General features: G+C 42.8%; 26 protein-coding genes. 2 read left to right on the forward strand and 24 right to left on the reverse strand.

Annotated features, from left to right (window positions below; all coding sequences use genetic code 11):
* Nucleotides 1-383: 383 nt before the first annotated feature.
* Complete coding sequence (locus AAEY88_RS11295; protein ID WP_350562463.1) at nucleotides 384-980, reverse strand: YceD family protein; 597 nt, start codon at nucleotides 978-980, stop codon at nucleotides 384-386.
* A gap of 191 nt (nucleotides 981-1,171) precedes the next feature.
* On the opposite strand from AAEY88_RS11295, the gene AAEY88_RS11300 reads away from it, so the two are divergent.
* Nucleotides 1,172-1,921 carry an elongation factor P hydroxylase gene (locus AAEY88_RS11300; RefSeq protein ID WP_350562465.1) on the forward strand — a complete coding sequence of 250 codons (750 nt, stop codon included), beginning with the start codon at nucleotides 1,172-1,174 and terminating at the stop codon, nucleotides 1,919-1,921.
* A 194-nt stretch (nucleotides 1,922-2,115) separates the two neighbouring features.
* Nucleotides 2,116-2,736, forward strand: coding sequence for an L-threonylcarbamoyladenylate synthase (locus AAEY88_RS11305; protein WP_350562467.1), 621 nt, complete (start codon nucleotides 2,116-2,118; stop codon nucleotides 2,734-2,736).
* Nucleotides 2,737-2,859: 123 nt separating this feature from the next.
* On the opposite strand, the gene rplQ is transcribed toward AAEY88_RS11305, so the two are convergent.
* From rplQ to rpsS, 23 genes are all read right to left on the reverse strand, one after another.
* Nucleotides 2,860-3,219 (reverse strand): 50S ribosomal protein L17, encoded by a 360-nt coding sequence (rplQ, locus tag AAEY88_RS11310; RefSeq protein ID WP_201617858.1) that lies wholly within the window; start codon nucleotides 3,217-3,219, stop codon nucleotides 2,860-2,862.
* Between the two features lie 19 nt (nucleotides 3,220-3,238).
* The gene (locus tag AAEY88_RS11315; RefSeq protein WP_087040762.1) at nucleotides 3,239-4,246 is read right to left on the reverse strand and encodes a DNA-directed RNA polymerase subunit alpha; all 1,008 of its coding nucleotides are present in this window, start codon (nucleotides 4,244-4,246) and stop codon (nucleotides 3,239-3,241) included.
* A gap of 113 nt (nucleotides 4,247-4,359) precedes the next feature.
* On the reverse strand, nucleotides 4,360-5,001 hold the full coding sequence (gene rpsD / locus AAEY88_RS11320; protein WP_010196731.1) for a 30S ribosomal protein S4: 642 nt from the start codon (nucleotides 4,999-5,001) through the stop codon (nucleotides 4,360-4,362).
* A gap of 48 nt (nucleotides 5,002-5,049) precedes the next feature.
* Nucleotides 5,050-5,439, reverse strand: a complete 390-nt coding sequence (rpsK, locus tag AAEY88_RS11325; protein ID WP_058368279.1) for a 30S ribosomal protein S11 — start codon at nucleotides 5,437-5,439, stop codon at nucleotides 5,050-5,052.
* A gap of 20 nt (nucleotides 5,440-5,459) precedes the next feature.
* Nucleotides 5,460-5,816 carry a 30S ribosomal protein S13 gene (gene rpsM / locus AAEY88_RS11330; protein WP_201556531.1) on the reverse strand — a complete coding sequence of 119 codons (357 nt, stop codon included), beginning with the start codon at nucleotides 5,814-5,816 and terminating at the stop codon, nucleotides 5,460-5,462.
* 258 nt (nucleotides 5,817-6,074) lie between these two features.
* Complete coding sequence (rpmJ, locus tag AAEY88_RS11335; protein ID WP_010196721.1) at nucleotides 6,075-6,191, reverse strand: 50S ribosomal protein L36; 117 nt, start codon at nucleotides 6,189-6,191, stop codon at nucleotides 6,075-6,077.
* A gap of 31 nt (nucleotides 6,192-6,222) precedes the next feature.
* Nucleotides 6,223-7,554: a preprotein translocase subunit SecY gene (secY, locus tag AAEY88_RS11340; protein ID WP_350562618.1), complete on the reverse strand. Its 1,332-nt coding sequence runs from the start codon at nucleotides 7,552-7,554 to the stop codon at nucleotides 6,223-6,225.
* A 19-nt stretch (nucleotides 7,555-7,573) separates the two neighbouring features.
* Entirely contained in the window at nucleotides 7,574-8,014 is a 441-nt protein-coding gene (gene rplO / locus AAEY88_RS11345; RefSeq protein WP_350562468.1) for a 50S ribosomal protein L15, read from the reverse strand.
* On the reverse strand, nucleotides 8,014-8,193 hold the full coding sequence (gene rpmD, locus AAEY88_RS11350; protein ID WP_201556529.1) for a 50S ribosomal protein L30: 180 nt from the start codon (nucleotides 8,191-8,193) through the stop codon (nucleotides 8,014-8,016). The genes rplO and rpmD overlap by 1 nt, the downstream gene beginning before the upstream one ends.
* Before the next feature lie 20 nt (nucleotides 8,194-8,213).
* Nucleotides 8,214-8,729, reverse strand: coding sequence for a 30S ribosomal protein S5 (gene rpsE, locus AAEY88_RS11355; RefSeq protein WP_350562469.1), 516 nt, complete (start codon nucleotides 8,727-8,729; stop codon nucleotides 8,214-8,216).
* Between the two features lie 2 nt (nucleotides 8,730-8,731).
* Nucleotides 8,732-9,082, reverse strand: coding sequence for a 50S ribosomal protein L18 (rplR, locus tag AAEY88_RS11360; protein ID WP_068034619.1), 351 nt, complete (start codon nucleotides 9,080-9,082; stop codon nucleotides 8,732-8,734).
* A gap of 11 nt (nucleotides 9,083-9,093) precedes the next feature.
* Entirely contained in the window at nucleotides 9,094-9,627 is a 534-nt protein-coding gene (rplF, locus tag AAEY88_RS11365) for a 50S ribosomal protein L6 (RefSeq protein ID WP_350562471.1), read from the reverse strand.
* Nucleotides 9,628-9,837: 210 nt separating this feature from the next.
* The gene (gene rpsH / locus AAEY88_RS11370; RefSeq protein WP_350562473.1) at nucleotides 9,838-10,236 is read right to left on the reverse strand and encodes a 30S ribosomal protein S8; all 399 of its coding nucleotides are present in this window, start codon (nucleotides 10,234-10,236) and stop codon (nucleotides 9,838-9,840) included.
* Between the two features lie 11 nt (nucleotides 10,237-10,247).
* A complete protein-coding gene (gene rpsN, locus AAEY88_RS11375; RefSeq protein WP_350562475.1) occupies nucleotides 10,248-10,553 on the reverse strand; it encodes a 30S ribosomal protein S14 in 306 nt (101 codons plus the stop codon).
* Nucleotides 10,554-10,565: 12 nt separating this feature from the next.
* Nucleotides 10,566-11,102: a 50S ribosomal protein L5 gene (rplE, locus tag AAEY88_RS11380; RefSeq protein WP_350562477.1), complete on the reverse strand. Its 537-nt coding sequence runs from the start codon at nucleotides 11,100-11,102 to the stop codon at nucleotides 10,566-10,568.
* 21 nt (nucleotides 11,103-11,123) lie between these two features.
* Complete coding sequence (gene rplX, locus AAEY88_RS11385; protein ID WP_350562479.1) at nucleotides 11,124-11,441, reverse strand: 50S ribosomal protein L24; 318 nt, start codon at nucleotides 11,439-11,441, stop codon at nucleotides 11,124-11,126.
* An 8-nt stretch (nucleotides 11,442-11,449) separates the two neighbouring features.
* The gene (rplN, locus tag AAEY88_RS11390; protein ID WP_010196702.1) at nucleotides 11,450-11,818 is read right to left on the reverse strand and encodes a 50S ribosomal protein L14; all 369 of its coding nucleotides are present in this window, start codon (nucleotides 11,816-11,818) and stop codon (nucleotides 11,450-11,452) included.
* 181 nt (nucleotides 11,819-11,999) lie between these two features.
* Entirely contained in the window at nucleotides 12,000-12,275 is a 276-nt protein-coding gene (rpsQ, locus tag AAEY88_RS11395) for a 30S ribosomal protein S17 (RefSeq protein ID WP_350562481.1), read from the reverse strand.
* Nucleotides 12,272-12,469 (reverse strand): 50S ribosomal protein L29, encoded by a 198-nt coding sequence (rpmC, locus tag AAEY88_RS11400; RefSeq protein ID WP_010196696.1) that lies wholly within the window; start codon nucleotides 12,467-12,469, stop codon nucleotides 12,272-12,274. Before rpmC ends, rpsQ begins: the two co-directional genes overlap by 4 nt.
* Nucleotides 12,469-12,882, reverse strand: coding sequence for a 50S ribosomal protein L16 (gene rplP / locus AAEY88_RS11405; RefSeq protein WP_350562483.1), 414 nt, complete (start codon nucleotides 12,880-12,882; stop codon nucleotides 12,469-12,471). Before rplP ends, rpmC begins: the two co-directional genes overlap by 1 nt.
* 3 nt (nucleotides 12,883-12,885) lie before the next feature.
* Nucleotides 12,886-13,611: a 30S ribosomal protein S3 gene (gene rpsC, locus AAEY88_RS11410; RefSeq protein WP_350562485.1), complete on the reverse strand. Its 726-nt coding sequence runs from the start codon at nucleotides 13,609-13,611 to the stop codon at nucleotides 12,886-12,888.
* Nucleotides 13,612-13,614: 3 nt separating this feature from the next.
* Nucleotides 13,615-13,944, reverse strand: a complete 330-nt coding sequence (gene rplV / locus AAEY88_RS11415) for a 50S ribosomal protein L22 (RefSeq protein WP_201556517.1) — start codon at nucleotides 13,942-13,944, stop codon at nucleotides 13,615-13,617.
* Nucleotides 13,945-13,954: 10 nt separating this feature from the next.
* The gene (gene rpsS, locus AAEY88_RS11420; RefSeq protein ID WP_021813372.1) at nucleotides 13,955-14,230 is read right to left on the reverse strand and encodes a 30S ribosomal protein S19; all 276 of its coding nucleotides are present in this window, start codon (nucleotides 14,228-14,230) and stop codon (nucleotides 13,955-13,957) included.
* Between the last annotated feature and the right edge of the window lie 7 nt (nucleotides 14,231-14,237).

Here is a 14,237-nt window from a genome sequence, read left to right on the forward strand (position 1 = left end):
GCTTGAAATTCAGCTTTAATCGATACTGGCTCAGGCTTATAGCTTATAATAGCCACAACAACCTAAACCTTACGCATCATTAAATTAATTGGTTACTACATGCATTAAAAAACTAATTAAATCTAAACTTTATAGATAGTTTGCTCAATCAGTTTTTATCAACAAGCAGCTTGTTGCTAGAATGCAATAAACCGGACATTATACGCATGTTTAAAAGATTAATAAAGCTCTGCCTTGCACTCTTATGTACAAAGCTGCCAACAAATAACCTTTGATAATACAAAGAACGGTTTATCAGCCTATTTCTAACGTTTATTTATTGTTAGAGCAGTACGATTATTGAATTGCTCTAAATCACTATGTAGAAATAATATTTGAAACCGCTACTCAGACAGTTTGCCTTTTAATGACGCCAATGCGGCAAAGGGACTTTCGTTTTCTTCTTCTGGTATCTCTCCGAACTGCTCAACAGCCATATCACAATCATCATGCTTCGGTGCCATTGGTGCTTTGAGTAATATCTCATCTTCAATTAAGTTCTTAAATGGCAATAAACGCTCAGGAGTTTGCTCACTGACCACTTCCGCTAATAATAAATAATCTTGCTCATTATTAACCAAACGCACTTGGCTATCATCATCTAATAATGCGATATCGTAATCATCTGTTAGATCAATGGCGATAGGTTGCAGGCAACGCTGACAACTGAGCCATATTTCACCGGTGAGTTTAAAGGCAAGATGCAGTACATTATTACGGCGATATAGATTCGCCTCAATCTGTAATTCAGGCTGCTCGTGCTCTGTGGTCAGCTGGGTGGCTAGGCGCTCAAATGATATTGGTGCTACCTGCCCTGTCCATTCAAAACCGCTGTCTGCCCATTTATCTAAGGCAATATATTCAGGCATACTCACTGATATGGACGCTTGGGTATCATCAGCGTGAACCACTGATGGTTTGCTTGCTGGAGTACTTGACATACGCGGCCTCATTAATCAAAAACGGTGTATAATATTGCCTGCCATACTATCGGAAAGCGTAGTATGACGCTAGCGCTAGTATGTTAATATTTTTGACGCCTCGTATGATGAAGCGTTTTATTATTTGCGCTTAAAAACAATAAAATGCTGGTTTTAATAAACAAATTTTTTATTTGGTTAATGTTTTATTTATGATATCTGACACTATAACTCCTGATTTTACGACTTTGCTCATCTACGATAATGAGAAATTACTATTACAACGTCTTATTGAGTTAGACAATGCAATAAGAAAAGAGCCTCTAGAGACAATGAGCATCCAGGTAGATGAGTATTTACAATGTTTTAGACAGCAATGGCAAAAATTAACCACTATTGATCGACTTGAAGATCAGAGTAATACAAACAACAATGAGTTAGCTACTTTAGCTAAGCGTAACGAGAAAGCAGCTGCTGACTGGTTAATAAAATTATTTGATCACTTGTTTTCTGCTCAAAAAGTAAGGTTGGTTCGCGGTGAACATGAGCCTGAATACTTTCCTGCCAGTGATGCTAGGGTGGCGCGTATTGAGTTTGCACATGGCTTCTTTTCCAGCGCTTTGCATGAGGCTAGCCATTGGTGCGTTGCCGGTCATGACCGTAGGCAACTCTCTGATTTTGGCTATTGGTATGCACCTGATGGCCGCAGTGCAGCGCAGCAGCAGGCCTTTGAACGTGTAGAGATCAAACCCCAAGCTTTAGAGTGCTTGTTTGCCCTTGCCTGCAAACGACCTTTCCAGGTCTCACAAGATAATTTATTTTCCACCTTTGATACCAGTGCCAGTACCTTTACCGATGATGTCTATCAGCAAGCACAGCTTTATATTCAACAACCGGAACAGCTACCGCGAGATGCCAAAATACTATTGCGAGCGCTATTAACGACATGCGTTTTAGAATAGCTGAAACACCATCTGTATTATAAACTACTGCTTATCATTGACTGACTTAACGATTCCCTACCTTTATTAACGGCACGGCTCTATGACCTACCTTCGCTTTAACGCTATACTAGTTGAGTATTAAGTAATTTTTAATCTTGTATAAAACATAAAACCAATAAAATATTCAGCCAGTACTACATAAGGAGCTAGCCATGCAAACCTTCTATATTCATCCTGAAGACCCTCAGCCGCGCCTGATTGAACAAGCGGCTGCCTTACTTCGTAATGACAAATTAATTATATATCCTACTGATACTAGCTATGCTTTTGGTTGCCGTTTAGGGGCCAAAGATGCCCTCGATAAGCTCAAACAAATCCGTGAACTTGATGATAAGCATCAATTTACGTTGCTGTGTCGTGATTTAAGCGAGATCGCCACTTATGCAGCAGTAGACAATGTCCAATTTAAGCAGCTCAAAGCCCATACGCCTGCACCCATTACTTTTATTTTGAACGCTACTAAAGATGTTCCTAAAAAACTGGCGCATGCTAAGAAGAAGACTATTGGTATTCGAGTGCCCAGTAATCCTATTGCTCAAGCATTATTGACAGCAATGGGTGAACCAATATTGACCAGCTCAATGATACTGCCTACCCATGATCATGTATTAGATGATCCGTTTGATATTGAAGAGTTATTAGGTAATCAGATAGACGGCTTGATTAATGCAGGTATTAAAACCACTAAGCTAACCACCATCGTCGACATGACCAGTGGCCAACCTGTAATCATTAGACAGGGAGCAGCTGACGTCAGCTCATTGTTATTGTAAATGGAGAGCTGCTTTGACTAAGGCAGTATGTTTTAGATAGCTTTACATTTCGAATAATAAGCATAAAAAAAGCTCCAATAAATTGAAGCTTTTTTTTATGCAATATACAATTAGCGTATAAAATTAGTCACGATCAACCAATTCTACATAAGCCATTGGTGCGTTGTCACCATCACGATGGCCACATTTTACGATACGCAGATAGCCACCTGGACGCGTTTGGTAACGAGGACCTAACGTGCCAAATAGTTTGCCTACCATAGATTTGCTACGCATACGGCTGAATGCTAGACGGCGATTAGCAACGCTGTCGTCTTTAGCCATAGTGATTAAAGGCTCAGCAACACGGCGCAATTCTTTAGCTTTTGGTAATGTTGTTTTAATCAGTTCATGCTCAAATAATGAGTTGGTCATGTTCTGGAACATTGCTTTGCGATGACTGCCGGTACGACCCAGCTTGACTCCACTCTTACGATGGCGCATGGTCAAATATCCTTAAAGTTTAACGGCTACGATAAGAAAAGCGATCATCAACACGTAAATCAGCTGGAGGCCAATTATCAAGGCGCATTCCAAGCTCTAAGTCTTTAGATGCTAGCACGTCTTTGATTTCCGTTAATGATTTCTTACCAAGATTTGGGGTTTTAAGTAGTTCAGTCTCTGAACGCTGGACCAAATCACCGATATAGTAAATGTTTTCAGCTTTCAAGCAGTTGGCTGAGCGAACCGTTAGTTCAAGGTCGTCCACGGGGCGTAATAGCACCGGATCAACCTCTTCTTTTTCTTTCACAGGCTCAGGCGCTTCTTCAGCTTCTAGATCAACAAAGATAGAAATCTGTTGTTGTAGAATAGTCGCTGCTTTACGAATTGCTTCTTCTGGATCAATAGTGCCATTAGTTTCAAGCTCGACGATAAGACGATCAAGATCGGTACGTTGTTCTACACGTGCGTTCTCAACCTGATAAGCAACACGAAGTACTGGGCTAAAGCTTGCATCAAGCTTTAAACGGCCAATTGCTTTAGTGTCGCCATCTTCACGGCGCTGATTTGCTGGCTCGTATCCACGACCCATAACTACGCGCAGACGCATCTTAAGATGACCACGATCGCTTAATGTACCCAATACCAATTCTGGATTGATAATATCGACATTATGCGGCAGGGCGATGTCTGCAGCAGTAATGGTGCCTGGACCTTGTTTATCCAAGGTCAAAAATACTTCATTTTGGTCATGAAGGGTAATGGCCAAGCCTTTCAAGTTTAAAAGTAGGTCAAGTACGTCTTCTTGCAGACCTTCAAGCGTTGAGTATTCATGGTCAACACCATCAATCTCAGCTTCAATGACGGCTGCGCCAGGTAATGAAGATAACAAGATGCGACGTAAGGCATTCCCTAAGGTATGCCCAAAGCCGCGTTCTAACGGTTCGAGCGTGACTTTCGCAATCGTTTCATTAACCGTGTCCACGTTAATGGCATTCGGCGTTAGAAACTCAGTTGCATTTAGCATCATGATGTCACCTCGATTTATTTAACTGGTTTAATTAACGTTATTTATATTTACTAATATTATTTACTGATATCAATATTTATTGATATCAGTATTAACATCAGTCGTAACGTCAGTTACTTAGAGTACAGCTCAACGATCAAGCTTTCGTTGATTTCAGCAGGTAGATCAATACGATCAGGCGCTTGTTTAAACGTGCCTTGTAGTTTGCTGTGATCAACATCTAGCCATTCTGGAATACCACGTTGGGTGGCCAGTTCAATTGCGTTTTTAATACGCAGTTGTTCGCGAGACTTCTCTTGGATAGCGATGACATCACCATCTTGCAGCTGAATTGAAGGAATGTTCACACGAACAAACTCATCACGGCCGGCTTTTTTTACCATAACAGTACGATGACTGACTAGCTGACGTGCTTCGGCGCGAGTTGAGCCAAAGCCCATGCGATATACCACGTTATCTAGGCGGCTCTCTAACATGGCTAATAGGTTTTCACCAGTAGCACCACGTTTACGAGCAGCTTCTTTATAGTAGTTTGCAAACTGACGCTCAAGTACGCCGTAAATACGCTTAACTTTCTGCTTTTCACGCAGCTGTAGAGCATATTCTGAGGTCTTATTACGGCTAACGCCGTGTTGACCAGGCGGACGGCCAGCTTTTTTCGTTTTCACGTCATAAGGTTTAACACCAGACTTAAGGCCTAAGTCTGTACCTTCGCGGCGTGATAATTTAAGTTTTGGTCCAATATAGCGGGCCATATTCATGTCTCCTGTAAGCTTTTAAAATAAAAAGCTTCGTCTTTAATATTAGACGCGGCGCTTTTTCGGCGCACGGCAACCATTGTGTGGGATTGGGGTTACATCAGAGATACTGTTAACTTTATAACCCAACGCACCTAGTGCTCTTACCGCAGACTCACGACCCGGTCCTGGTCCTTTGACCAAAACATCGATATTCTTAACACCATATTCTTGGGCCGCTTTACCAGCGACTTCAGCTGCAACCTGGGCTGCAAATGGTGTAGATTTACGTGAACCACGGAAGCCTTGTCCACCTGAAGTGGCCCAAGCCAAAGCATTACCTTGACGATCGGTAATCGTAACAATGGTGTTATTAAAAGACGCATGGATATGGGCGACGCCCTCCGATACTGAACGACGAGTCACCTTCTTGCGACTACGAGTGTCTTTTGCCATCTTTTAGCTTCCTAAGTTAATTATCTTTTGATTGCTCTACGTGGACCCTTACGAGTACGCGCATTCGTTTTCGTACGCTGGCCATTTACAGGCAAGTTACGACGATGGCGAATACCACGATAACAGCCTAAATCAACCAAACGCTTGATATTAATTGAAACCTCACGACGAAGGTCACCTTCGGTCATGTAATTTGCAATCTGTGCACGGATAGCATCTAACTGTGTATCATCTAACTGACTGATTTTAGTGGTAGGGGCAATACTAACTGCTTCTAAAATTTTCTTAGCAGTCGTACGACCTACACCAAAGATGTAAGTTAGTGAAATAACAGCATGCTTATTATCCGGAATGTTAACACCGGCAATACGAGCCATTGATTTCTCTCCATTAAAGAAAAATAAGCACTATTGTTAAAAACAGCACATTATTCTTCAGATTCATTGCTGTTAATACCTCTTCCGTTAGCCCTATCATCATAATCCAAGCTCGCTAAGCAAGCTGGCTTATAAAATCAAGTGGTAAAGGTTTTAGTATAAACTACGGCAAGTGGCGGATGATATCGCATCCGCCATTGTTTTTCAAGTATTAATTCACATTATAGTATAGGCAAACGGCCCTATTCTACTTAATGACTAACCTTGGCGCTGTTTGTGACGAGGTTCTGCCGTGCAAATGATATGCACACGGCCTTTACGTCGTACAACTTTACAGCTACCACAAATTTTCTTAACTGATGCTTGAACTTTCATCGCATGCTCCTTGAGATATCACACCGCTCATTTAAGACTGAGTGGGCGACTGAATTAATGTCTGATCATGATATTGGTGGGTCATCAAATGCGCTTGGATTTGCGAGATGAAGTCCATTACCACAACCACCATAATCAGTAACGACGTACCACCTAAGTTAAACGGCACACCAAATGCTGACTGGATGACCATTGGCATTAAACAAATAACCGTCATGTATATTGCGCCAATAAAGGTCAGTCGATTTAATACATGGTCAAGATAACGCTGAGTTTGTTGTCCGGGGCGAATACCTGGAATATACGCACCACTACGTTTAAGGTTTTCGGCAACTTCGCGGGGACTAAAAACCAATGCCGTATAAAAATAGCAAAAGAAGATAATCATCGCACCGAACAGAACTAAATACAGCGGCTGCCCGGGGGACAACACTAGAGCCATATTTTGTAATATCTTTTGTACAAAAGTGGGGTCTGTTGACTGCCCGACCCACTGTCCTAAACTTGCTGGAAATAACAACAATGAGCTTGCAAAAATAGCAGGGATAACCCCTGCCATGTTAATTTTCAGCGGCAAATGTGACTGCTGCTGAGCGTAAATTTTGCGGCCTTGTTGTTGCTTTTGAGCATAGTTTACGGGAACACGGCGCTGGGCACGTTCAATATAGACGATACCGGCAGTAACCGCGACTCCTAGTACGATAAAGATAAATAGCACAATCAAGTTCATTTGACCTTGACTGACCTGTTCAATAGATTGCGAAATCATGCCGGGCATACCAGCCACAATGCTGGCAAAAATCAGCATCGAAATACCATTACCCACGCCACGCTCTGTAATTTGCTCACCAAGCCACATTAAGAACATAGCGCCGGCTACCAAAGAGGTAACCGCCGGAATATAAAAGGTAAGACCGGAAGACAAGGTCAGATTCTGACTGATCAGACCGGCACACATTCCTAACGACTGTACCAAGGCCAAAGCAAGCGTCCCTTGACGGGTATACTTATTAAGCTTACGTCGACCCGCTTCACCCTCTTTTTTGAGTGCTTCAAGCGACGGTAATACCGCTGACATCATCTGTACAATAATTGACGCTGAAATATACGGCATGATGCCAAGCGCCATGATAGACATACGCTCAAGCGCACCACCTGAGAACATATTAAACATACTCAAGATAGTATTTTCATTACGCGAAAATAAGTCTGCCAGATTGACCGGATTAATACCGGGTACCGGAATGTGCGACCCTAAACGATAAACAATCAATGCGCCGATTAAAAACAGCAAACGCGACCACAGTTCATCATACTTACGTATGAAGGCAAAAGGGTTTAGCGGAATACCAGCCGATGACATTGATTGTTTTGACACGATACTACTCCTCGATGCTACCACCAGCAGCTTCGATTGCTTGCTTAGCGCCTTTAGTCACTTTAATACCTTTAAAAGTATAAGCTTTAGTGACATCGCCTGACAAGATAATACGAGCACGCTTCATATCATGACGGATAATGTTAGCGGCTTTTAATGTTTCAACGCTGACCACATCGCCTTCAACTTTATTCAGTTCAGACAAACGGACTTCTGCAGTCGTCATTGCCATTTTACTGGTAAAGCCAAATTTTGGTAGACGGCGGAATAAAGGCATTTGGCCACCCTCAAATCCTGTACGAATACCAGAACCTGAACGTGATTTTTGACCTTTTACACCACGGCCACCTGTTTTACCAAGACCTGAACCGATACCACGACCACGACGTTGGGCGGTTTTTTTCGCGCCAACACCTGGTGATAATTCATTTAATCTAAGTCCCATTACGCTTCCTCCACTTTTACCATGTAGTTAACGCGATTGACCATACCACGAGTTGATGGAGTATCTTCAACTTCAACAGTATGATTAATTCGGCGTAAACCCAATCCTTTCAAGCTCGCTTTGTGGCTCTTGAGGCGATGGGCACCTGATTTTAATTGAGTGACTTTCATTGTTTTCATCGTAACTCGCCTAGTCTAAGTTAGCCCAAAATTTCGTCTACAGATTTACCACGTTTAGCTGCCATCTTTTCTGGAGTTGACATATCACGTAAACCGTTAAACGTTGCACGTACAACGTTAGCAGTGTTGGTAGAACCATAACATTTAGTCAAAACATCTTTGACACCAGCAACTTCTAATACCGCACGCATTGCGCCACCAGCGATTACGCCAGTACCTTCAGATGCAGGCTGCATGTAGACTTTACTTGCACCATGACGTGCTTTGATCGGATGATACAAAGTTGCATCATTAAGCTCAACCGTAATCATATTACGTTTAGCAGCTTCTAAAGCTTTTTGGATAGCAGCTGGCACTTCACGTGCTTTACCGCGACCAAAACCAACACGGCCATTGCCATCGCCCACTACGGTTAACGCAGTGAAAGAGAAAATACGACCGCCTTTGACCACTTTTGCAACGCGATCAACGGTAACAAGGCGTTCTACCAGACCGTCTGTTTGGTCATTTTTATCATTTTTATCATTTCTAGCCATGATTAAAACTCCAGTCCATTTTCGCGAGCTGCTTCAGCTAAAGCTTTTACTCGACCATGATATTTAAAACCACTACGGTCAAAGGCAACTTTAGTAATGCCAGCTGCTTTTGCGCGTTCTGCGATCATTTGGCCTACAGACGTCGCTGCATCAGCGTTGCCAGTCGCGCCTGAGCGCAAGCTGCCGTCTAAGGTAGATGCCTGAGCGATCACTTCACCACCGTTCGGAGAGATAATCTGGGCATAGATGTGCTTTGGTGTGCGATTAACCGTTAGACGATGAACGCCTAAAAAACGGATATGTGCACGGGTTTTCTTAGCTCGACGCAGACGAGCTGCTTTTTTATCAAACATTTCAACTCACCTTATTTTTTCTTAGCTTCTTTGCGAACCACACGTTCGTCGCTATAACGAATACCTTTGCCTTTATAAGGCTCTGGTGGACGGAAACCACGGATATTAGCCGCTGCTTGACCAAGCTGCTGTTTATTGTTTGATTTTAAAACAATTTCAGTTTGCGTTGGGGTTTCAGCTGACACACCTTCAGGTAGCGTATATTCTACTGGATGTGAGTAACCAACGTTTAAGGTTACTTTATTACCAGTAGCTTGCGCGCGATAACCAACACCAATTAATTGAAGACGTTTTTCAAAGCCTTCGGTCACGCCTAAAACATAATTGTTTAATAGAGCGCGCATGGTGCCAGTGTGCATCATGGCTTCTTTTGAATCGACTGTAGGTGAGAGAATAATAGCATCATCTTCCTGTTTCAGCTCGACCAATGCATGCAGGCGTAAAGACATATTGCCGTTCTTGCCTTTCACTTCGACCTGCCGATCGTTCAAAGTAACGCTTACGCCGTTTGGCAGCGTCACTGGGGCTTTAGCCACACGAGACATAGGAATATTCCTTAAAAAAATTAACGACTTATATTAGCGAAAAAACTAACAGGCTAAAAAGCCTGCTAGTTTAGCATAATTGACCCCGTTAAACATCAACCAATTTTATACAAATTGCTAGATATTCAGTGAATTACAAGCTTATGTCAATCTTATAAAGATTTATCATAAGCTTAACAGAGTACAAATAAACTTTATCATCACGCTGCCTTAAGCAACAAACGCAACGATTTCACCACCAATTCCAGCAGCGCGGGCAGCACGATCGCTCATGATACCTTGGCTGGTAGATACGATAGCAACACCCATACCTTGCTTAACAGTAGGGATAGCGTCTTTACCGCGATGCTGGCGTAAACCAGGACGGCTAAAACGTTGAATGGTTTCGATGACAGCTTTGCCTTCGAAGTATTTTAGTTCGATAGATAGCGTTGCTTTGTTGTTATCTTCTGGATTAACAACAGCACTAGCTACATAACCTTCGCTTACTAATAGATCAGCGATTGATTTACGTAGTTTTGAGCTTGGCATAGCTACGGATACTTTATTAGCCATTTGTGCGTTACGAATACGGGTTAGCATATCCCCAACGGTATCTTGCATACTCATGTAGTTACTCCTTACCAGCTTGCTTTACGAACACCAGGTACATCACCTTGCATGACTCGCTCACGCAGCATATTGCGTGATAAGCCAAACTTACGGAAGTAACCATGAGGACGACCAGTGATAGCACAGCGATTGCGCAGACGTACTGGCGATGAATTGCGTGGTAGGGCTTGTAGCTCTAACATCGCGTTCATACGCTCTTCATCACTTGCATTCATATCACCGATGGTTTCTTTTAGCTTAATACGCTTATCAGCGTATTTAGCAACCATTTTTTCGCGCTTTAATTCGCGGTTAATCATGCTCTTTTTTGCCATAACGTCTTTACCTTATTTAAATGGGAAGCCGAATGCTTTGAGCAACGCACGACCTTCATCATCAGTACCAGCTGACGTGGTGATAGTCACATCCATACCGCGGATACGATCGATCTTGTCAAAGTCTACTTCTGGGAATACGATTTGTTCTTTAATGCCCAATGAGTAGTTACCACGTCCATCAAAGGCTTTAGGTGAAAAACCGCGGAAGTCACGAACACGAGGAATCGCAATGGCAATGAGACGATCTAAAAATTCGTACATTTGCTCACCGCGTAGCGTTACTTTACAACCAATTGGCCATTCTTCACGAATCTTAAAGCCAGCGATTGATTTACGCGCTTTGGTGACTACAGGTTTTTGACCAGCAATCGCAGTCATGTCAGCTACAGCACCTTCAAGCAATTTCTTGTCTTGAGACGCGCCGCCCACACCCATATTAAGTGTGATTTTAGTGATTTTAGGCACTTGCATCACGTTAGCTAAACCAAGTTCTTCTTTGATCTGTTGCTTTAGTTCATTGTTATATAAAGCTTTTAATCTTGCCATTACCATTACACCCTTAGTGTCTTACGCAGTCGCCACGACTTCACCATTTGAACGATAAACGCGCTGTTTTTTGCCGTCTTCGCTAAATTGGTAAGTAATACGGTCTGCTTTTTGGGTTTGCGCATTTAGAATTGCGACGTTTGAAATATGCAGAAAAGCTTCTTGCTTAAGAATGCCACCTTCAACGCCAGTTGCCTGATTTGGCTTCTGATGTTTAGTGACAATATTAATGCCTTCAACTTTGATGCGATCATTTTTTACGGCTTGGACAGTACCTTGCTTGCTTTTATCTTTACCAGCAATCACAACGACTGTATCGCCTTTTCGTAATTTTGTCATGGGTTACCTCACAATACTTCTGGTGCTAGGGATACAATTTTCATAAACTGATCACCACGTAGTTCACGAGTTACCGGTCCAAAAATACGAGTTGCAATCGGTGCTTTATTTTGGTTCAACAATACCGCAGCATTGTCATCAAAACGTAACACAGAACCATCAGGACGACGAACGCCTTTTTTGGTACGTACAACTACTGCATTCATCACATCGCCTTTTTTAACACGACCGCGAGGAATGGCTTCTTTAACCGTTACTTTAATAATGTCGCCAACTGATGCATAACGACGATGAGAACCACCCAGTACTTTAATGCACTGAACTCGTCTTGCACCGCTATTATCTGCAACTTCCAGCATTGACTCGACCTGAATCATAGCGTTACTCCACACGTATGGGCAATAAAAACCATTTGCTGCCGCTAGCACAGTATGAGTAGGCGGCATTTAATAAAAATAACCGCACTTTACTCTTAATGTGAGTGATATACGCTCGGCGCAATCAGCATCCCTAAAAAGGCGGTTATTTTAACAGCTTCTGACTTTTAATGCAATTTACTTAGATTTTTTCTACTGTTTCAATCACATCAACTAAAGTCCATGCTTTAGTTTTTGAAATTGGACGCGTTTCTTTGATGCGTACAAGGTCGCCTTGTTGGCAAACATTATTCTCATCATGGGCTTTGATTTTAGTAGAACGACGAAGCTGCTTGCCATACAAAGGATGACGAACCAGACGCTCAATCAAAACCGTGATGGACTTGTCCATCTTGTCGCTAACAACTCGTCCTGTCAATACGCTAACATGTTGAGTTTCTTGATTGTTATCGCTCATGAGTCGCCTCGTTGTTTCTCGTTAATCAAAGTCTGAATCTGAGCAATCGTACGACGATTGCCTCTGACTTCATGGGTATTTCCCAACTGACCGGTTGCTTTAGCCATACGAATACGGAAAGCATCAAGTTGCTTTTCATCAAGTAACTGGGTCAGTTCTTCTAATGATTTATCACGTAATTCACTGATCTTCATTACATTATCGTCCGCTTAACAATGGTAGTTTTAAAGGGCAGTTTTGCCGCAGCAAGCGTCAAAGCTTCACGAGCAAGCTCTTCTGAGACCCCTTCGAGTTCATATAGCACTTTACCAGGTTTGACTTCGCATACCCAATATTCTACCGGACCTTTACCTTTACCCATACGTACTTCTAATGGTTTCTTAGAAATAGGTTTGTCAGGGAAGACGCGGATCCAGATTTTACCACCACGCTTAATTTTACGAGTGATGGTACGACGTGCCGCTTCAATTTGACGCGCTGTCATACGACCGCGAGTCAAAGATTTTAGACCAATTTGTCCGAATGCAACGGTGCTTCCACGATGAGCTAGCCCAGTGTTACGACCTTTGTGCATTTTACGAAACTTGGTACGTTTTGGCTGTAACATAGTTTAACCTCTGTCTGAGTTTCGACGGTTTCCACCACGACCACGGCGTTTTGGCGCACGAGGCTTCTCTTCGTTGACGGGATTGTATACGCTGTTCATACCGTCAAGAATTTCGCCACGGAAAATCCAAACTTTTACACCGATGGTGCCGTAAGTAGTTTCCGCACGTACTGATGAATAGTCAATATCAGCGCGTAGCGTATGCAGTGGCACACGACCTTCACGGTACCATTCAGTACGAGCAATCTCAGCACCGCCAAGACGGCCAGACAGCTCAACTTTAATACCTTTAGCACCAGAACGCATGCTGTTTTGTACGGCGCGCTTCATGGCACGGCGGAACATAACACGGCGTTCAAGCTGGCTACCAATGCCGTCTGCTACCAGACGAGCATCAAGGTCAGGTGACGTGATTTCTTCAATATTAACCTGAGCAGGTACGCCCATAATTTTGGTCAATTCTTTTTGAAGTCTTTCAATATCTTCGCCTTTTTTACCGATAACGATACCAGGACGCGCAGTGGCGATGGTAATTTTAGCGGCGCCAGTAGGACGCTCGATCATGATGTTGCTGATCATAGCGTTATCTAGCTTTTTGCGTAGATATTCACGAACTTGAATGTCGTTGATGAGGTATTCTGAGTATTGTTTAGGGCTAGCATACCAGTTTGCGTTATGCTTTTTTACAACACCAAGACGAATTCCGATTGGATGTACTTTTTGACCCATAACTTATTCCCCTACCTTTATAGTGATGTGACAGGTACGCTTGCTGATACGATCAGCGCGACCTTTGGCACGTGGTAGGATACGCTTTAGCGTAATGCCTTCATCAACGTAAATAGTGCCGACTTTTAGGTCGTCAATATCTAAGCCGTGATTATGTTCGGCATTGGCGATGGCTGAGTTAAGGCATTTCTTAACAAATACAGCGCCTTTTTTATTGCTATACGTTAGGATATCCAAAGCACGTTCAATAGATTTGCCACGAACTTCATCAGCAACGAGTCTAACTTTTTGTGCCGAAATGGCGGCACCGCGTAATTTTGCAGTTACTTCCATGGTGAGCACCTTATTTCTTAGCTTTTCTGTCAATGCCATGACCACGATACGTACGAGTCGGAGCAAATTCACCTAGTTTATGACCAACCATCTGTTCGCTCACGATAACCGGTACGTGTGTACGGCCGTTGTGAACAGATAAAGTTAAGCCAACCATTTGGGGCAGAATCATCGAGCGGCGCGACCAAGTTTTAATGGGTTTGCGTGAGTTGGTGTCTAATGCATTCTCAACTTTAGCAAACAAATGCGCATCAATGAATGGACCTTTTTTCAATGAACGAGGCATGAAATTC

This window comes from Psychrobacter sp. CAL346-MNA-CIBAN-0220 (assembly GCF_040309805.1).
Classification (GTDB): domain Bacteria; phylum Pseudomonadota; class Gammaproteobacteria; order Pseudomonadales; family Moraxellaceae; genus Psychrobacter.